At 60.3% G+C, this 18330-nt stretch carries 15 protein-coding genes; 3 read left to right on the plus strand and 12 right to left on the minus strand.

Features of this window, described 5'->3' with window-relative positions; genetic code table 11:
- From KDX39_RS23570 to KDX39_RS23580, 3 genes are read right to left on the minus strand one after another with little or no spacing between them, the layout of a single operon-like run.
- Window positions 1-969, minus strand: a complete 969-nt coding sequence (locus tag KDX39_RS23570; RefSeq protein ID WP_231661971.1) for an iron chelate uptake ABC transporter family permease subunit — start codon at window positions 967-969, stop codon at window positions 1-3.
- Window positions 966-1955 carry an iron-dicitrate ABC transporter permease FecC gene (gene fecC, locus KDX39_RS23575; protein WP_231661972.1) on the minus strand — a complete coding sequence of 330 codons (990 nt, stop codon included), beginning with the start codon at window positions 1953-1955 and terminating at the stop codon, window positions 966-968. The genes KDX39_RS23570 and fecC overlap by 4 nt, the downstream gene beginning before the upstream one ends.
- Window positions 1956-2876, minus strand: a complete 921-nt coding sequence (locus KDX39_RS23580; protein ID WP_231661973.1) for a Fe(3+) dicitrate ABC transporter substrate-binding protein — start codon at window positions 2874-2876, stop codon at window positions 1956-1958.
- A gap of 271 nt (window positions 2877-3147) precedes the next feature.
- Here KDX39_RS23580 and KDX39_RS23585 point away from each other — a divergent pair, with 271 nt between their 5' ends.
- On the plus strand, window positions 3148-4239 hold the full coding sequence (locus KDX39_RS23585; protein WP_099227164.1) for a calcium:proton antiporter: 1092 nt from the start codon (window positions 3148-3150) through the stop codon (window positions 4237-4239).
- 336 nt (window positions 4240-4575) lie between these two features.
- Here the strand turns inward: KDX39_RS23585 and KDX39_RS23590 are convergent, their stop codons facing one another.
- The 9 genes from KDX39_RS23590 to KDX39_RS23630 all read right to left on the minus strand — a co-directional run bounded on the left by KDX39_RS23590 (window position 4576) and on the right by KDX39_RS23630 (window position 15050).
- Window positions 4576-5931, minus strand: coding sequence for an 8-oxoguanine deaminase (locus KDX39_RS23590; RefSeq protein ID WP_231661974.1), 1356 nt, complete (start codon window positions 5929-5931; stop codon window positions 4576-4578).
- A 227-nt stretch (window positions 5932-6158) separates the two neighbouring features.
- Window positions 6159-6842 (minus strand): SDR family oxidoreductase, encoded by a 684-nt coding sequence (locus tag KDX39_RS23595; protein ID WP_231661975.1) that lies wholly within the window; start codon window positions 6840-6842, stop codon window positions 6159-6161.
- 204 nt (window positions 6843-7046) lie between these two features.
- On the minus strand, window positions 7047-7973 hold the full coding sequence (locus KDX39_RS23600) for an ABC transporter permease (RefSeq protein ID WP_029243539.1): 927 nt from the start codon (window positions 7971-7973) through the stop codon (window positions 7047-7049).
- On the minus strand, window positions 7973-9073 hold the full coding sequence (locus tag KDX39_RS23605; RefSeq protein ID WP_231661976.1) for an ABC transporter permease: 1101 nt from the start codon (window positions 9071-9073) through the stop codon (window positions 7973-7975). Before KDX39_RS23605 ends, KDX39_RS23600 begins: the two co-directional genes overlap by 1 nt.
- A gap of 11 nt (window positions 9074-9084) precedes the next feature.
- Complete coding sequence (locus KDX39_RS23610) at window positions 9085-10638, minus strand: ABC transporter ATP-binding protein (RefSeq protein WP_231661977.1); 1554 nt, start codon at window positions 10636-10638, stop codon at window positions 9085-9087.
- Between the two features lie 522 nt (window positions 10639-11160).
- Window positions 11161-11754 (minus strand): IMPACT family protein, encoded by a 594-nt coding sequence (locus KDX39_RS23615; protein ID WP_231661978.1) that lies wholly within the window; start codon window positions 11752-11754, stop codon window positions 11161-11163.
- 32 nt (window positions 11755-11786) lie between these two features.
- Entirely contained in the window at window positions 11787-12449 is a 663-nt protein-coding gene (locus KDX39_RS23620) for a TetR/AcrR family transcriptional regulator (protein ID WP_099227019.1), read from the minus strand.
- An 84-nt stretch (window positions 12450-12533) separates the two neighbouring features.
- Window positions 12534-13931 carry a uracil-xanthine permease family protein gene (locus KDX39_RS23625; RefSeq protein ID WP_231661979.1) on the minus strand — a complete coding sequence of 466 codons (1398 nt, stop codon included), beginning with the start codon at window positions 13929-13931 and terminating at the stop codon, window positions 12534-12536.
- Window positions 13932-14129: 198 nt separating this feature from the next.
- Window positions 14130-15050 (minus strand): LysR family transcriptional regulator, encoded by a 921-nt coding sequence (locus KDX39_RS23630; protein ID WP_231661980.1) that lies wholly within the window; start codon window positions 15048-15050, stop codon window positions 14130-14132.
- A gap of 112 nt (window positions 15051-15162) precedes the next feature.
- Here KDX39_RS23630 and KDX39_RS23635 point away from each other — a divergent pair, with 112 nt between their 5' ends.
- A complete protein-coding gene (locus KDX39_RS23635) occupies window positions 15163-16509 on the plus strand; it encodes an aspartate aminotransferase family protein (protein ID WP_210076642.1) in 1347 nt (448 codons plus the stop codon).
- An 81-nt stretch (window positions 16510-16590) separates the two neighbouring features.
- Complete coding sequence (locus KDX39_RS23640) at window positions 16591-18084, plus strand: CoA-acylating methylmalonate-semialdehyde dehydrogenase (RefSeq protein ID WP_231661981.1); 1494 nt, start codon at window positions 16591-16593, stop codon at window positions 18082-18084.
- Window positions 18085-18330 lie beyond the last annotated feature (246 nt).

Consider the following 18330-nt stretch of genomic DNA (forward strand, 5'->3'; position numbering starts at 1 on the left):
TCAACCTTTGAATCGGGCCAGCAGCCACAGGAAATACGGAGCGCCGATGACCGCCGTGAGAATCCCGGCCGGGATTTCGCTGGGCGCGATCAACGTGCGACCGAGCGTGTCGGCCAGCACCAGCAACAACGCGCCCAGCACCATAGAGGCGGGCAGCAGGAATTGATGATGCCCCCCCACCAGTCGACGGGCCATGTGCGGCGCGACCAGGCCGACGAAACTGATCGGACCGATGATCCCGACGCCCATGCTGGTCAGCAGCACTGCGCTGCCCATCGCCAGCCAGCGCGTGCGCTTGAGACCGGTGCCCAGGCTCTGCGCCGCTTCATCACCCAGACCGATCAGATTGAGCGGCTTGGCCAGCAACAGCGTGACCGGAATCAGAACCAGCAACGGCACGGCCAGCAGCACGTGGTGCCAGTTGCGGCTCCACAGGCTGCCGGTCAGCGCCAGCAGGGCGGTGTTGATGTCCAGCGGGTTGGACAGAATCAGAAACTCGGTGATGCTCGACAGCGTCACCGCAATGGCAACACCCGAGAGTGCGAAGCGCACACCGGAAAACTGCACTCCAGTGTTGTAAAGCGCCAGCAACAGCGCGCCGCCCGCACCGCCCAGACATGCCACGAACGGCAGCGCCGAGACGGGCAAATGCGGAAAGCCGATGATTGCGATGGTCAGCGCCAGCCCCGCGCCTTGCGTCACACCGAGGATTTCCGGCGAGGCCAGCGGGTTGCGGATCACGCCCTGCACAATGGCACCGGCCAGGCCGAACGCACAGCCGGTGACAATTGCAATCAGACCCCGTGGCAATCGGTGATTCCAGACTTCGAAGTCCTTGCTGTCGTGGGCGATCAGATGGTCGAGCACCGCGCCGGGCGTCAGCCAGACCGTACCCGCACTCAGGCTCAGCAACAGTGCCAGCAGCAGCAGGCCGATCAGAATCAGCAGTCTTGAGCGAGGCTGGCTCATAGCGCGCGCCTCGCCAGAAACAGAAAGAACGGCGCGCCAATCAATGCCGTCACCACGCCTGCCGGCGTTTCGACCGGGAAGGCCACGGCGCGGCTGATCAGATCGGACGCGAGCACGATGGCAGCGCCCAATCCTGCGCTGACCGGGATCAGCCAGCGGTAATCGTTGCCCAGCCATTGGCGGGCAATGTTTGGCGCAATCAGGCCGACAAAGCCGATGGGGCCTACGGCGCAGACACTGGCACCGACTAGCACCAGACTGACCACGAACACCAGCAGGCGCAGCGCGCCGATGCGCACGCCCAGCGAGCGTGCAGCGTCCTCGCCCAGGTTGATCAGGTTCAGGCGCGGCGCGCAGGCAATCGCCAGCACAACGCCGATCAGCGTGCAGGGCCACAGCAACTGCAGTTGTTCGACGCCGACGTTGGCCAGCGAACCGGCCAGCCAGTTCAGAACGCTTTGCGCCTGGGCTTCAACAAGAATCACGGTCAGACGGGTCAGCGCCGCGCATAACGCCGCCACCGCCACGCCTGCCAGCACCAGTCGGCCTTGGGATGTGGCAGGCGACCACGCGCCGCCGAGGCTGAACACTGTAATCCACGCCAGGGCGCCGCCCAGGCAGGTCATCAGCAATGCACCGCCGGGGAAGGGCAGGGCAATCAGCCCAGTGGAGAACAAGGCCAGACCCAGCGCTGCACCCGCCGTAACACCAAACAGGGAAGGGGACGCGAGCCGATTGCGGGTGATGCCTTGCATCAAGGCTCCGGCTACGCCGAGACAGGCACCGACCAGCGCCGCGCACAAGGCTCGCGGTACGCGCAGTTGCGCAACGATGTAGGCAATGTTGCCGCCCTCGCGGCCCAGCGTGAACAGCCCGTTCCAGGCGTCGATCTGCCGGATGGTGAAAGGCGACAGGGCGAACAGCGACATCCAGAACAGGCTTAGACAACCTGCGGCGATCACGCTCGCCATCAGCCAGCGACGCATTTAAGGATTGATCACGGCCTTGCCGCCCTTGAGAACTGCAAGTGCGTCATCGGCGATCTGTTCGGACGCCATGATCCCGCGATTACGCGCCCAGCTGTCGCCATCCACTTCGGCCACCTGCTTGTTGCGCACCGCACTCAGCACCTGCCACAGCGGCTGCTTGCTCCAGCTGTCTACCAGACTCGGGCGACGATAATGACCGACCAGCAGCCAGCCAGGATCCAGCGCCAGCAATTGCTCAAGGCTGACGAATTCGGTCGGCGCGGCGTTCTTGCGCACCTCAGGCACTTGCAAGCCGATGGCCTTCAACACGCTGCCTGCGTAAGCATGCGGGCCGTGTACCGAGAAGCTGTCCTCACGGGCGACGCCGAACAGCACCTTGGTGTCGCCCGGTATCTGCGCCGCCACGGCTTTCAGGTGCTCGCGGTTTTCAGCGATACGTGCCTGCATCTGTGGGCCTTTGCCCAGCGCCGTGCCAATCAGTTCGGCAGATTTCAGGCTGCCTTCATAGTCCTCACCGCGCGACGGCAGCATCAGTGTGGGGGCCAGACTGTTCAGATCGTTGTACAGCGCCTGATGACGACCCAGGTCAGCAATGATCAGATCCGGCTTCAGGCGTGCAATGACTTCGATATTGGGCTGCGAGCGAAGGCCAACCGACTGCCATTCGCCAACGGCCTTGCGTGCCTTGGGCAATACGCGGTTGGCATCGCCGTCGTCCGCAGCACCCACGGGCGTTACGCCGACCGAGGCCAGACTGTCGAGAAAGGAAAACTCCAGCACCACCACGCGCGTGGGTGCATCGGGCAAGTGAACCTTGTGCTGGCCGTCATCAATGTCGATAGGCGCTGCCTGAATTGAGCAGGCCAGGGCCGCCAGCAGACTGCCGGCCAGCAGAGATGTCAGTCGAAAACCACGCATGGCGAATGTCCTTTGTTACTGAAACGGAATCGCGAAAACCCATTCACGCAAATCTGGTCGCGAAACAGGCGCGCCAGAACGGTCGCGGAGAAAACGGCGGGCACTATTTCACATCGTGACGACGGGATCAAAAGTCATTTACGCGTGGGTGTCGTTCTCATTCTGGGCATTTTTTGAAACCTTTTGTCACACCCTGCACTCTGAACGGCTTCAATGACAGACACCTTCATATACATCCGCGGCGATGTGTCGCAAGGGTTTGGGGAACAACATGGGCGCTTTGCTCAAGCAGGAAAAGTTTTTACTACTGGCGATCATCGCCACCTTCGTCGCCTATCCGATGGAGCACACGCTGCTGGGCAATGGCCAGATGGTTGCTCTGGTGGCCGGCCTTGCGCTGGTCGGCTTCATTGTCTGCGCATCGTTGCGGGTAGCGCATCACGCTGAAATGCTCGCCGAGAAAGTGGGCGATCCATACGGCACAATGATCCTGACGCTGTCGGCGGTGCTGGTTGAAGTCGTGATCCTGGCGATCATGATGAGCAACGAGCCGTCACCGACGCTGGTGCGCGACACCATCTATTCCGCTGTGATGCTCGATATCAACGGCATCCTGGGTCTGGCCGCGCTGATGGGCGGTATCAAGCATGGCGAGCAGTCGTACAACGACGATTCGGCGCGCACTTACAGCGTGATGATCATGACTGCCATGGGCGTGTCCATGATCGTCCCCGAGTTCATCCCCGAAGCGAACTGGAAGCTGTATTCGGCCTTCACCATCGGCGCGATGATTCTGCTCTATACCCTGTTCCTGCGCATGCAGGTCGGGCCGCACAGCTACTTCTTCAGCTATAGCTACCCGGACAAGAAAAAGCGCAAGGATCAGCCCGAAGAGCATGCCGAGCCGGTCAACCTGACCCGTTCCATCGCCACGTTGGTGGTCGGTGTCGTGGTCATCGGTGCGCTGGCGGAGGTCATGTCCAAGACCGTCGACCTCGGGCTTGAAGGCACCGGCGCGCCGCCGGTCATGACTGCGATTCTGGTCGCCGCCATTTCTGCGTCGCCTGAAATCCTGACGGCACTGCGTGCGGCACTGGCCAACCGCATGCAGTCAGTGGTCAACATCGCGCTGGGTGCGTCGCTGTCCACGGTAATTCTGACCGTTCCGGTGATGGAAGCCATGGCGCTCTACAGCGGCCAGCCTTTCCAGATGGCCATGACGCCAGTGCAGACCGTGATGATTGCGATCACCCTGCTGGTCAGCGCGATCAACCTCAATGACGGCGAAACCAACGCGATTGAGGGCATGACCCACTTCGTGCTGTTCGCAACGTTCATCATGTTGTCATGTCTGGGGGTGTGAGCCGGGCTCTACGCGTATCGTGCCCAGCTTTTCCTGAGGCGACATAGCGGACGGAACTGACGCCATCGTCGGCAAGCCGCCTCCACGGGGGCTGGATCAGTCAATGGACGCAGGGCATGCGGCAGCATCGTGAGCAGGGCGGCAGGCCCTATCAACAGCAAGCGTTGCCAGGCCAGCCCCGGCAGCAGGTGCAGCAGACTTTTGTCGTCTTCGGGAAGGTTTGAAGAGGGCGAACGGGTAGACACGATGTCTCGCCTGGCGGCTGTGGGAAGCGACACGCTAGCGGATCAACACCGCTGAGGGTGTCGATCCGTTCACAGCTTCACGGGCCGAGGCTCAACCTTGGATCAGCTCTCGCGCAGCCTGGCTGTGTTGCGCAATCAGTTGCTGCAAATCCAGCCCTTCCACCTGGCCGTCGATCACTCGCCAGCGTCCTGCAATCATGACCCGATCCGCACGGTCTGCGCCGCAGAGCAGCAGCGCGGACAACGGATCATGGCTGCCTGAGAAGCGCAGCTCGTCGAGTTTGAACAGCGCCATATCCGCCTGTTTGCCGACCGCCAGCTCACCAATGTCGCTACGCCCCAAGAGTTGCGCCGAGCCCTTGGTGGCCCAGCCCAGCACCCGTTCCGGTGTGATCTTTTCTGCGCCGTAGCGCAACCGTTGCAGGTACAGCGCCTGTCGGGTTTCGAGCATCATGTTCGAGGCGTCGTTGGACGCCGAACCGTCGACACCCAACCCGAGCGGCGCGCCCGCAGCAATAAGGTCCAGCGTCGGGCAGATACCGGACGCCAGGCGCATGTTGGAGCTCGGGCAATGACAAACACCCGTTCCCGCTGAACCCAGGCGCTCGATTTCACCCGGATTGAAATGAATGCCGTGAGCCAGCCAGGTACGCGGGCCGAGCCAGCCGACGCTGTCCAGATAGTCCACGGTCCGTAGACCGAAACGTTGCAGGCAGAAGTCTTCTTCGTCTAGGGTTTCGGCCAGATGAGTGTGCAGGCGTACGTCGAGCTTTTCAGCCAGCGCAGCACTTTCAGCCATGATCTGCGGTGTGACGGAAAACGGCGAGCAGGGGGCGAGGGCGATCTGGATCTGCGCACCCTCGCCGCGTTCGTGGTAGGTCTCGATCAGGCGCTGGCTGTCGGCCAGAATCACTTCGCCCTGTTGCACGGTCTGTTGTGGTGGCAGACCGCCGTCCGCTTCGCCCAGACTCATGGAACCGCGGGTGAGCATGGCACGCATGCCCAGTTCGCGAACGCTTTGCACCTGCACGTCGATGGCCTGTTCCAGCCCATCCGGAAACAGATAGTGATGGTCGGCGGCAGTCGTGCAGCCAGACAACAACAGCTCGGTCAGCGCGACCTTGCTGGCGACGGCGAGCTTTTCCGGCGTCAGTCGTGCCCATACCGGATACAAGGTCTTGAGCCATGGAAACAGCGGCTGATTGACCACCGGTGCCCAGGCGCGGGTCAGGGTTTGATAGAAATGGTGATGCGTGTTGATCAAGCCCGGCAGCAGCACATGCTCGCGGGCGTCGAACACTTGGTCGCAGGGCAGGGCGGGTTGCTGCCCGGCGGCCAGCATTTCGGTGATGACACCGTCTTCAATGACCAGACCGCCACGGGCGTCAAGGTCATTGGCGGTGAACACGGCAAGGGGATTTTTCAACCAGATACGGATCGCGGACATGGGCCGGCTCCTCTGAAAGTGGGTTCAGGGTTAGCCAGCTCAGTGTTGCCCTGTCTGCTGATCCAGGGTGCGAAGCAGACATCGCCTCGGCAAGGTCGGGGATTTTACTGAAGTGGTCAGTTTTTAATCAAGTTGCGCGTGCGAGTGCGTGGGGAGCGTTACGGGCGGCATGCTCACGCTCTGCGTTGGAATGCCGCCCAGGACGTTCTGCGTCCGCTCTTCATGACCTACCAGGCAATCGTTTCTCCCTTGTAGTTAATGAAGTGATGCCCGCCCTTGCCCGCGTAGGCATTGAGCTGCTCAACCAGCCCGGTGGTGCTGGTCTGCACGTCAATGGCGGCATTCTCGCCACCCATGTCGGTCTTCACCCAGCCCGGATGCAGCGACAACACGGTCGGACGAGGCTCTGGCAATTGCACCACAAAACTGTTGGTCATCGAGTTGAGCGCGGCCTTGCTGGCTTTATACAACGTCATGGTCTCGCCTTCAGGGCAGGCAACACTGCCCAGCCCCGAACTCATGAACGCCAGGACGCCGGTTTCCGGACGAATATGGTCGACGAAGCGTTCGGCAAGGCGGATCGGCGCAATCGCATTGGTCAAAAACAGCTGACCCAGTTCGGCAGCCGTCGCCTGAGCCGCGCTCTGATGTTTAGGCCCCATGATCCCGGCGTTGACGAACAGCACGTCGAACACTTCGCCCTTGAGTTTCTGGACCAGCACTTCCAGCGAAGCGGTGTCGTCGATGTCCACTGCTTCGATCCGTACACCTTCGACCGCCTTCAGGCTGTCGGCCTTTTGTGGGTCACGAACAGTGGCGGTGACCTTCCAGCCCTGTTCGGTCAGGCGTTGAACCAGCCCAAGCCCCAGGCCACGCGAGGCACCGATGATCAGCGCGGTTTTGGTCGTCATGAAAAAACTCCTTGGCAGATTGAAAGAGGATTCGGGAACCCGTTTCGGTTTCGGCAACGTTGTCGCCGACTTCGTTCAGACTGAAAGCCGATCGTTTAGCGACGAGCTGCCTGTTCCTTGGACAGTGATCAAGCTTGGCTCATGGTTCTGCTGAAGCCAAGCCTGATTGTCCTGAGCCTGCCTGTCGAATCCTCCTGCCTGCGCTTAATGCCCCGCCCGCCAGGGCTGCCCCAGCGAAACCGGTGCGTACAACCTTGTGCGCAATGCGTCACGGGACAGCAGCACCAGAACAATGATGGTCGCGACATAGGGCAGCATGGCCAGCAGGTTGGACGGGATCGCCAGGCCGATGCCTTGTGCGACCAGGTGCAGGATGCTGGCCAGACCGAACAGGTAAGCGCCCAGCAGCAGACGCCATACGCGCCAACTGGCGAAGACCACCAGCGCCAAGGCAATCCAGCCGCGTCCGGCGCTCATGTTTTCGGCCCACATCGGTGTGTAGGCAAGCGACAGATAAGCGCCTGCCAAGCCAGCCATTGCGCCGCCGAACAGCACGGCGAGGGTGCGAACCCGCAACACGGGCAGGCCCATTGCACTGGCCGCATCGGGATTTTCGCCGACGGCCTGGATGATCAGCCCGATGCGACTTTTCAGCAGCGCCCAGGCGACCAGCGCAAACAGGGCGAAGGACAGGTAGACCAGCAAGTCCTGAGCGAACAGCATGCGACCGATCAGCGGGATGTCGCTCAGAAAGGGGATGGCAACCGGCTCGAAACCGCTGAGTGGCTTGCCGACCCAGGCGGCCCCTACAAAGCTCGACAGCCCGACGCCGAAGATGGTCAGTGCCAGACCGGTGGCCACCTGATTGGCGTTGAACACCAGCGCAACCAGCGCAAACAGTGCCGAGAGCAGCATGCCAGCCAGCATCGCCAGCAGCACACCGAGCCAAAGGTTGCCGGTGCTCAGGGCGATGATGAAGCCGATCACCGCGCCAAACAGCATCATCCCTTCCTGGCCAAGGTTGATCACGCCGCTCTTTTCACAGATCAGCTCTCCGAGCGCGACCAGCAACAGCGGGGTGCCGCAGCGCACCATGGCGTAGAAAATATTACTCAGTAGATCGATATCCATCACGCGGCTCCCACGGCAGGCGTCATCTGACGCTTGGCCCAGCGCATCTTCAGGCGCGGGCGGTAAAGAATCAGAACGTCGCAGGCCAGCAGAAAGAACAGCATCATTCCCTGAAACAACTGGGTGATGGCGGGCGGCAGGTTCAAGGTCATCTGCGCGCTTTCGCCGCCCAGGTAAAGCAAAGCGATCAACAGACTGGAAAACAGAATGCCGATGGGATTGAGACGGCCCAGAAACGCCACGGTAATCGCCGCGTAGCCATAGCCTGGCGACACCTGTGGCACCAGTTGCCCGATGGGCCCGGTGACTTCCGAAACGCCCGCAAGTCCGGCCAGTGCGCCGCTGATCAACAAGGCCAGCCACACCAGGCGCTTCTCACGAAAGCCGACGAACCCGGCGGCGCGTTTGTCCAGGCCCAGCACCTTGATCTGGAAACCGACAAAGCTGCGCTGCAGCAGGACCCACACCGCCACCAGCGCCAGCAATGCGAAGTAAACGCCGACGTGAGCGCGACCGTCTTCCATCAATAGCGGCAGTCGACTGGCATCGCCAAAGGTCGCGGACTCCGGGAAGTTCATGCCCGCCGGGTCCTTGAGCGGGCCGTGCACGAAGTACAGCAGCAGGTTCAGGGCGATGTAATTGAGCATGATGCTGGTGAGGATTTCATTGGCATTGAAATGCGTGCGCAACCAGGCCGTTACTCCGGCCCAGGCCGCACCGGCCAGTGTGCCCGCGAGTAACACCATCACCAGCGCCCAGCGGCTTTCCATCTCGATGATATTGACGGCCACCGCGCTGCCCGCCAGAGCACCCAGCAACAATTGTCCTTCGGCGCCTATGTTCCAGATGCGGGCCTGATAGGCGACCGCCAGACCCAGTGCGCAAAGCAGAATCGGCAGCGTCTTGACCATCAGCTCCGACAGGCCGTACAGGTCGCTGACCGGTGCGATCAACAAGGTGTGCAAGGTCACCCACGGGTCGAGCCCCAGGGCGATGAACAGCAGCGACCCGCAGGCCAGCGTCAGCACGGCGGCCAGCAGGGGCGAGCACCACAACATGGCGCGCGATTGCTGGCCGCGCGGTTCCAGAGAAAGCAGCATGTTTTGCTCCGTTAACCCGGCGTCTGTGCCTGAGTGTGAGAATGTTGAAACTGACCGGCCATCCAGCCGCCGATCTGCACGGTGCTGGTCTGTCCGGTCGGGATCAGGTCGGAAAGTTGTCCACCGCTCAGGGCGGCGAGGCGGTCGCTGATCTGGAACAGTTCGTCTAGGTCTTCGGAGATCACCAGAATCGCTGCGCCGGCATCGCGCAAGGCAATGAGTGCGCGATGGATGGCAGCCGCGGCGCCGACGTCCACGCCCCAGGTCGGGTGCGCAGCGACCAGCAGTCTGGGGTTCTGCATGATCTCTCGCCCCAGAATGAATTTCTGCAGGTTACCGCCCGACAGGCTGCGTGCGGCGGTCTGCGCGTCTGGCGTCTTCACCGCAAAACGGCGAATGATCTCGTCGGCCAGCGCCCGGACCTTGCCGCGCTGAATCAGGCCCTTGCTGACCAGACCTTGCTGGAACGCCGTGAGCAGCGCGTTATCTGCCAGACTCAGGTCTGGCACTGCGCCGTGACCCAGACGTTCGGCGGGGACGAAGGCCAGGCCGCGCTTGCGCCTTGCGTCGGGCCGCAGATGGCCGACCGGTGTGTCCGCGAACCGCAGCGTGGCAGCTTGGGTGTTGGGCAATACCTGTTCACCGCTGAGCAAGGCCAGCAGCTCGTCCTGGCCGTTGCCTGCCACGCCCGCGATGCCGACGATCTCGCCGCTGCGCACCTCCAGACAGATGTCCTTCAAGGAGCAGCCAAACGGATCGGGGTTGTGCCACGACAGCCGCTCGACCCGCAGAAACGGTGCTGCACCGCTTACTTTTTCATACTGCGCCGTCAGTCCTTCGGCATCGCCGACCATCAGCCGCGCCAGTTCCAGGTCCGAGCATTCTGCCGGGATGCAATGACCGGACACCTTGCCGTTTCGCAACACCGTGGCGCTGTGACAAAGCGCGCGAACCTCGCCCAGCTTGTGACTGATAAACAGGATGCTGCAGCCTTCGGCTGCCAGGTGCCGCAGGGTGACAAACAGCTCTTCGGCTTCCAGCGGCGTCAGCACCGAGGTGGGCTCGTCGAGAATCAGCAGGCGGATGTCCTGCATCAGGCAGCGAATGATCTCCACCTTCTGCCGCTCGCCAATCGACAGACTGTGCACCAGCCGCTGTGGCTCAAGTGCCATGCCGTAGCGTTGCGAAACCTCGCGGATGCGCGGTTCCAGTTGTTTCGGTGTACCGGCTGCCGCCCCCATGGCCAGCGCAATGTTCTGCGCGACGCTCAAGGTTTCGAACAGTGAGAAATGCTGGAACACCATGCCGATGCCCAAACTTCTGGCCTGTGCTGGGTTGCGCATGGTCTGTGGCTGACCTTGCCACACGACGGTGCCGGAATCCGGTTGTGTCACGCCGTAGATGATCTTCATCAGCGTGCTTTTACCCGCGCCGTTCTCACCCAGCAGCGCGTGGATTTCTCCGGGCTGGATGGTCAGATCGACAGCGTCGTTGGCCAGACAGCCAGGATACCGTTTGGTGATGTGGCGTAACTGAAGACGCGCAGGTGTCGCGTGGTTTGACATGTCAGGCTCTGAGGCAGGAGTGGGTCGCCCGTGGATAAAGCAAAATCCTGGCCAGGGAGTCAGCTTTTGTAGGACGGCACTGAATAAGGTCCATTGCACGCCCGTTTGGGATTTCCTGCGATCACCTGTGTGATTTCAGCACCAGTTCGGGGCGTTCGGATCAATGGCGAGGGCCAAGATGGTTCATCGTGACTGATCAAAAAACGTACAGTTGTCGATGAGCGTGAGCCGCCAAGCCACTGCGAGACCCTTGCACCTGTTATCCACAGGTTGCTCCACAGTTCCTGTGTGAAACGCATCGAACCGGGCATAACCCCGAACGGCTTAGGTTTCGAAGGTGCTAAGCGCGGTTAAAACATTGTTTTATCGACGTTTTCGCACATATTCATCTGGGTTGTGCAAAAAATGATCAATTGTCTGTATCGCTTGCCCGACAAGGCTCCCAGCGGTATGTGCTCAGCTTATCCACAGTCGGATGCACAGTAGATGTGGGCAAGTGTGCATGTTTGCATGAAGGCTTGATTACAGCGCTGGCGTCTTGTGCAGAACGATTCTGCCTCGACTCAGGTCGGCCAGTTGCCGCTGGAAGCTCTCGATGTGCTCCGGGCCGATGGCCACCGACAATTCCACACCGTTGGCGGTGAAGTTTTCGGCTTCAACCAGCCCGCTCGACTCAGCCAGGCGAACCTTGACCAGCGCCAGTTCGCTGAAGCTGCACTCAAGGTTGAAAGACAGCCGGTTTACCAATTCCACACGTGCGGCCTGCTGCAGGCATTTGTTGGCGCCACCACCGTAGGCCCTGGCCAGACCGCCGGTTCCCAATTGGATGCCGCCGTACCAGCGAATGACCAGCACGACGACCTGATCGAAACCCTGCGCTTCGATTGCCGCCAGAATCGGACGACCTGCCGTACCGCCCGGCTCGCCGTCGTCATTGCTGCGGTACTGATCACCCAGTTTCCAGGCCCAGCAGTTGTGGGTGGCGTTCGGATCACTGTTTTGGTCGATGAACGCCTGCGCCTCGGTCGGGCTGCTGATGGGGGCGGCAATGGTGATGAAGCGACTTTTACGAATTTCTTCACGAAACTCGCAAGAGCCAACGAGGGTAAAAGACATGCGTACGTCCGGCTGGCAACAAGGTGCGGATTCTACAAGGCTGGCGGCTTGAGCCCACAGCCTTTGACGATAATGCTGATCAGGTTTTCGCTGGCCTCGTCCATATCCTGTTTGGTCAAACGGGTGCGCCCGGTAACGCGGCATATCTGGGAGGCAAAGTCGGCATAATGCTGAGTGCTGCCCCACAGCAGGAAGATCAGGTGCACCGGGTCGACCGGGTCCATCTTGCCTGCGTCGATCCAGGCCTGGAAAACCGCCGCCCGGCCCTGGAACCACAGCCGGTAATCCTGGCTGAAATACTCGCTCATGCATTCGCCGCCGCTGATGATTTCCATCGCAAAGATGCGCGACGCCTGAGGCTGGCGGCGCGAAAACTCCATCTTGGCGCGGATGTACCTTGCCAGCGCCTCTGCGGGATCATCTTCAACGCTGAGGGTATTGAAGGTGCTGTCCCACAGTTCAATGATGTTGCTCAACACCGCAATGTAGAGCCCCAGCTTGTTGGTGAAGTAGTAATGAAGGTTGGCTTTGGGCAGCCCGGCCTTCAGCGCGATGGTGTTCATGCTGGTGCCCTTGAAACCGTGACGTGCAAACTCGTCTTCGGCGGCCTTGATGATCGCTTCTTCATTCTTCTGACGAATGCGGCTGGCTGGCTTGGCAACGTGAGCGTTGTGCGCGGGGACTTGGAGGGTCATGGGCGATTCCGGGCAGGTCAAGGGACGCAACGGACGAACAGATAACGCACCTGCGGCCATCCCGCAAGCACAGACACTGGAAAGTTATCGTTGATGCTCAAGGGGTTCGGCTTCCTGGCCAGTTGGCTGCACGTCGGCACAGGTCTTGTTTTCCGGGATCAACAGGCACATCAGAATGGCCGTGATGCCGCCGCTGGTGATGGCCGAGTCGAACAGGTTTTGCACGAGTTTGGGCATATGGTGAAGCAGCGCGGGCTGGGAGGCGATGCCCAGGCCGACTCCGAATGAGGTTGCGATGATCAGCATGCTGCGCCGGTCCAGTGGCGACTGAGCCAGAATCCGGACGCCGGCCGCCGCCACACTGCCAAACATCACCAGCGTGGCACCGCCCAGTACCGGTTTGGGAATCTGCTGAACGATGGCGCCGATGTGTGGAAACAACCCCAGCATGAACAACACGCCGCCGATGTACAGGCCGACGTAGCGGCTGGCAACGCCGGTCAACTGGATGACGCCGTTGTTCTGGGCAAAGGTCGTGTTGGGAAATGCGCTGAACGTGGCAGCCAGCATGCAGCTGACGCCGTCACCGAGCACGCCGCCCTTGAGCCTGGCCACGTAGCTCGGGCCGCTGATGGGTTGCCTGGCCAGCATGCAGTTGGCGGTCAGGTCGCCGACGGTTTCGATGCTGCTGATCAGATAGATCAGCGCGACGGGCAGGAAAGCGCTCCAGTCAAAACTGAAGCCGAAGCGAAAGGGAACCGGAATGCTGATCAGCGGCAGGTCATGAATAGGCTGCGGAACGAGCTTGCCACTGAACCACGCTGCCAGGCTGCCGACAGCCAGGCCGATGATTATCCCCGACAGGCGAACCCATGGCGTTTTGGAGCGATTCAGCGCGATGATCACCACCAGCACGAACACCCCGAGTGCCAGATTCAGCGGAGAACCGAAGTCGGGCGCATTGAAGCCGCCGCCCAGATCGGTCACGCCGACCTTGATAAGGCTGACACCGATCAGTGTGATCACGATGCCGGTTATCAGTGGCGTGATCACGCGGCGCAATTGGCTGATGCAACGGCTCAGGACGATCTGCACCAGCGCGCCGAAAAAGCACACGCCGAAGATCATCGCCATGATGTCTTCCGGGCTGCCGCCGCGCTGTTTGACTAGAAAGCCTGCCGACAACACCGCGCCGAGAAAGGCGAAGCTGGTGCCTTGCAGGCAGATCATTCCGGCCCCGATGCCGAACGGGCGGCGCGCCTGAATGAAAGTGCCCACGCCGGACACCATCAACGCCATGCTGATCAGGTAGGGCAGGTAGGCGCTCAAGCCCAGTGCCGAGCCGATGATCAATGGCGGGGTGATGATGCCGACGAAGCTGGCGAGTACGTGTTGCAGAGCGGCCAGAATGGCTGTCAGTGGTTTGGGGCGGTCGTCGAGGCCGTAGATCAGGTCACTGTTGTCGGATGTTTCGGGCTGCATGACAGGCACTCGAACTTTCGTGGCAGGAGGGAGGCGCCATGAGCTGGCGTTTCGTTATCCGGATCCAATGCAAAAAGCTGTCCACCTGCTCAGGTTATTGTCACGGAATGTGTGATACCGCCTGTAGTATCAATGGTCTGTCAGGATTCCTGGTTGCTTCCGCTGATGCGCGTTCAGCTGCTGGCATGATGAAGTGTTTCATCGAGTAGCAGCCAATCCTTCCATGAAGCTTTCCAGCACCAAATGAGGGCGCCTTCCTTTACGCGTCACTGTAACCAGGCTCAGGTCGTAAAATCGCGAGTCCGGTTTCAACGCACGCAACCTGCCTTCCCTGACCCAGGTGCTGGCGTAATGGTCCGGCAGATAACCGATGTAACGCCCGGTCAGGATCAAAAACGCCATTCCCTCGCGATCCGACGCGCTGGCCGTGCAGGTGAGCGCCTGATAATGGGCCTGGATTTCGGCCGGAAGCCTGAAAGTCGGTGCAATGGCGTCCTGCTCGGCAAGGTGTTCGCTGTCCATCAGAGCATCGGCTGCACGGAACAGTGGATGGCCGACTGCGCAATACAGCAACGAGCGCTCGCTATACAGCGGCTGGTAATCGAGACCCGGCAATGCGCTGACCTGAGGCACCACACCGACATGCAGTTTGCCCTCGAGCACCCCTTGCTCCACTTCGGCCGGGGCGCTCATGCGGATGTTGATGTGTACATCCGGTCCGCGCTCCTTGAGCTGCGAAATGGCATGGGTGATGCGCATGTGGGGCATGGTGACCAGATTGTCGGTCAGCCCGATATTCAGTTCGCCGCGCAAATGCTGATGCAGGCCGTTGACCTCGGTTCGAAAACTTTCCAGCGCGCTCAGCAACTGCAATGCCGACTGGTAGACCTCTTTACCCTCATCGGTCACCGAGAATCCGGCTCGCCCACGCTGGCAGAGACGCAGACCCAGACGCTGTTCCAGATCGCTCATTTGCTGGCTGATCGCAGACCGGCCGATGCCGAGCGCACTTTCCGCCGCCGAGAAGCCTCCGGCCTCGACTACGCTTTTAAACAGGCGCAACAGTCGGATATCAAAGTCACTGACTTGCGCCAGAGGATCGGTGCGACGGGTGCTCATTGTTTAGTCTCTACCAAACTAAAGATCGTGAAAGTCAGATTTTCCAGACTTTGGCTCCATGGCACCTTAACTGAAATAACCGCTTGCTCAAGCACTCACGAGGTTCGTTTCAATGAATATGCTCGAATCGTCCGATCTTTCTGTCGCCAGTCAGCTGAAACTTGATGCTCACTGGATGCCCTACACGGCCAATCGTAACTTCCAGCGCGACCCGCGCCTGATCGTTGCAGCGCAAGGCAGTTACCTTACGGACGACAAGGGCCGCAAGATCTACGATGCGCTCTCCGGTCTCTGGACCTGCGGAGCCGGGCATACCCGCAAGGAAATCCAGGAGGCCGTCTACAAGCAATTGGGCGTGCTGGATTATTCGCCAGGGTTTCAATTCGGTCACCCGCTATCGTTTCAGCTCGCGGAAAAAATCACCGAGCTGACGCCGGGCAATCTCAATCACGTTTTCTACACCAACTCCGGCTCCGAGTGCGCCGACACTGCCGTCAAGATGGTGCGTGCCTACTGGCGTCTTAAAGGCCAGGCCACCAAGACCAAGATGATCGGGCGAGCACGCGGTTATCACGGCGTGAACGTGGCAGGCACAAGCCTGGGTGGTGTGAACGGTAACCGCAAAATGTTCGGTCAGTTGATGGACGTCGATCATCTGCCGCATACGCTGCTGGCCAGCAATGCCTATTCCAAAGGCATGCCGGAGGCGGGCGGAATCGCGCTGGCTGACGAGATGCTCAAGCTGATTGAATTGCACGACGCGTCGAACATTGCCGCGGTGATTGTCGAGCCGATGGCCGGGTCTGCCGGTGTGATTGTGCCTCCGCAGGGCTATCTCAAGCGGCTGCGTGAAATCTGCGATCAGCACAACATCCTGCTGATCTTCGATGAAGTCATCACGGGCTTTGGTCGTACCGGTTCGATGTTCGGCGCCGAAAGCTTCGGCGTGACGCCTGACCTGATGTGCATCGCCAAGCAGATCACCAACGGTGCCATCCCGATGGGCGCTGTGATTGCCAGCAGCGAGATCTATCAGACGTTCATGAACCAGTCGACGCCGGAATACGCGGTCGAATTCCCGCATGGCTATACCTACTCGGCGCATCCCGTTGCCTGTGCGGCGGGTCTGGCTGCTCTCGAGTTGCTGCAGCGTGAGAATCTGGTGCAACAGGCCGCGCAAATGGCCCCTCATTTCGAGAGCGCCTTGCATGGCGTCAAAGGCAGCAAGAACGTCGTGGATATTCGTAACTACGGCCTGGCCGGAGCCATCCAGCTCGCGCCGCGTGACGGCGATGCCATCGTGCGGCCGTTCGAGGCCGGGATGAAATTGTGGAAGGCCGGCTTCTATGTACGCTTCGGCGGCGACACCCTGCAGTTCGGTCCGACCTTCAACAGCAAGGCGCAGGACCTGGACCGGCTGTTCGACGCCGTGGGCGAAACGCTGAACCTCATCGACTGATCGTCTTCGCTGACATCCTTCTTATATAAGCAGCAGGCGCGGAGTGATTCGTGCCTGCCGGAAACCCTTTTGGAGTTTTTCATGAGCAGCATTCAACACCTGATCCACGGTGAGTTCGTTTCCGATGATGGACATACGGCTGATGTGTTCAATCCGTCCACCGGACAGGCCATTCACAAGGTAGCGCTCGCCAGTCGCGAAACCGTTCAGCAGGCCATCGACTCCGCCAAGGCAGCCTTTCCGGTCTGGCGTAATACGCCGCCTGCAAAACGGGCTCAGGTGATGTTCCGTTTCAAGCAATTGCTGGAGCAGAACGAAGGCCGTATCGCTCAACTGATCAGCGAAGAGCATGGCAAGACACTGGAAGATGCGGCGGGGGAGTTGAAGCGCGGAATCGAGAACGTTGAATACGCCTGCGCTGCGCCTGAAGTGCTCAAGGGCGAATACAGTCGTAATGTGGGGCCGAACATCGATGCGTGGTCCGACTTTCAGCCGCTGGGCATCGTAGCGGGTATCACACCCTTCAACTTCCCGGCGATGGTGCCGCTTTGGATGTACCCGCTGGCGATTGTCTGCGGCAACTGTTTCATCCTCAAACCGTCCGAGCGCGATCCCAGCTCCACGCTATTGATTGCGGAGTTGCTGCATGAAGCAGGATTGCCCAAGGGTGTGCTGAACGTGGTGCATGGCGACAAGGTGGCAGTGGATGCGCTGATCGACGCGCCGGAAGTGAAGGCGCTGAGTTTTGTCGGCTCCACACCTATCGCCGAATACATCTATAAGGAAGGCGCTGCACGGGGCAAGCGTGTTCAGGCATTGGGCGGCGCAAAGAATCATGCGGTGCTGATGCCGGATGCGGATCTGGACAATGCGGTCAGTGCCCTGATGGGCGCGGCCTATGGTTCGTGCGGAGAGCGCTGCATGGCGATTTCGGTTGCCGTCTGTGTGGGTGATCAGATCGCCGATGCGCTGGTGGCGAAACTGGTCCCGCAGATCCAGGGCCTGAAGATTGGTGCGGGCACAACCTGTGGCCTGGACATGGGGCCGTTGGTAACGGGGCAGCATCGCGACAAGGTCAGCGGCTATATAGAGGATGGCGTTCAGTCAGGGGCGACGCTGGTGGTTGATGGTCGTGGGCTTGAGGTTGCCGGTCATGAGGAAGGCTTCTTCATGGGCGGGTGCCTGTTCGATAACGTCACGCCGCAGATGCGTATCTATAAAGAAGAGATTTTCGGACCGGTACTGTGCATCGTGCGTGTCGACAGCCTGGAAGCAGCCATGCAACTGATCAACGATCACGAATACGGCAACGGTACGTGCATCTTCACTCGCGACGGGGAAGCGGCGCGTCTGTTCTGCGACGAGATTGAAGTGGGGATGGTTGGCGTGAACGTACCTCTGCCGGTGCCGGTTGCTTATCACAGCTTTGGTGGCTGGAAGCGTTCGCTGTTCGGTGATCTGCATGCATATGGGCCTGACGGGGTGCGTTTCTACACTCGTCGCAAGGCAATTACGCAGCGCTGGCCGCAGCGGGCAAGCCATGAAGCGTCGCAGTTCGCGTTTCCGAGCTTGTAAGTGATGCAGCCCGGGATTGATCTGGCCCAGTGTTTATTGGGAGTAGCGAAATAGATCTCAGGTTTTTGAAAATAACGGTTGACGCGCTCGTTGAGGTGTCTATAATTCGCCCCACTTCCGGCGCAGACGGAAACGAAAAAGCCTTGAGATTCAATGAGTTACAAGGGTTTATCGAATGAGGTCAGCGAGGAAGTCGGTCGAGTTTGTCTGAATCGACAGCGGTGAGAAAAAAGAGTTTGACACGCG

The organism is Pseudomonas sp. CDFA 610 (genome assembly GCF_021147865.1).
GTDB lineage: Bacteria > Pseudomonadota > Gammaproteobacteria > Pseudomonadales > Pseudomonadaceae > Aquipseudomonas > Aquipseudomonas alliivorans.

Bases quoted from the DNA above. Each gene is read 5' to 3' on its own strand.
- KDX39_RS23635 (WP_210076642.1), top strand. From the start codon at position 15,163: ATGAATATGCTCGAATCGTCCGATCTTTCTGTCGCCAGTCAGCTGAAA.
- KDX39_RS23585 (WP_099227164.1), top strand. From the start codon at position 3,148: ATGGGCGCTTTGCTCAAGCAGGAAAAGTTTTTACTACTGGCGATCATC.
- KDX39_RS23625 (WP_231661979.1), bottom strand. From the start codon at position 13,931: ATGCAGCCCGAAACATCCGACAACAGTGACCTGATCTACGGCCTCGAC.
- KDX39_RS23590 (WP_231661974.1), bottom strand. From the start codon at position 5,931: ATGTCCGCGATCCGTATCTGGTTGAAAAATCCCCTTGCCGTGTTCACC.
- KDX39_RS23570 (WP_231661971.1), bottom strand. From the start codon at position 969: ATGAGCCAGCCTCGCTCAAGACTGCTGATTCTGATCGGCCTGCTGCTG.
- KDX39_RS23610 (WP_231661977.1), bottom strand. From the start codon at position 10,638: ATGTCAAACCACGCGACACCTGCGCGTCTTCAGTTACGCCACATCACC.
- KDX39_RS23620 (WP_099227019.1), bottom strand. From the start codon at position 12,449: ATGACCCTCCAAGTCCCCGCGCACAACGCTCACGTTGCCAAGCCAGCC.
- KDX39_RS23630 (WP_231661980.1), bottom strand. From the start codon at position 15,050: ATGAGCACCCGTCGCACCGATCCTCTGGCGCAAGTCAGTGACTTTGAT.
- KDX39_RS23640 (WP_231661981.1), top strand. From the start codon at position 16,591: ATGAGCAGCATTCAACACCTGATCCACGGTGAGTTCGTTTCCGATGAT.
- fecC (WP_231661972.1), bottom strand. From the start codon at position 1,955: ATGCGTCGCTGGCTGATGGCGAGCGTGATCGCCGCAGGTTGTCTAAGC.
- KDX39_RS23615 (WP_231661978.1), bottom strand. From the start codon at position 11,754: ATGTCTTTTACCCTCGTTGGCTCTTGCGAGTTTCGTGAAGAAATTCGT.
- KDX39_RS23580 (WP_231661973.1), bottom strand. From the start codon at position 2,876: ATGCGTGGTTTTCGACTGACATCTCTGCTGGCCGGCAGTCTGCTGGCG.
- KDX39_RS23600 (WP_029243539.1), bottom strand. From the start codon at position 7,973: ATGGATATCGATCTACTGAGTAATATTTTCTACGCCATGGTGCGCTGC.
- KDX39_RS23595 (WP_231661975.1), bottom strand. From the start codon at position 6,842: ATGACGACCAAAACCGCGCTGATCATCGGTGCCTCGCGTGGCCTGGGG.
- KDX39_RS23605 (WP_231661976.1), bottom strand. From the start codon at position 9,073: ATGCTGCTTTCTCTGGAACCGCGCGGCCAGCAATCGCGCGCCATGTTG.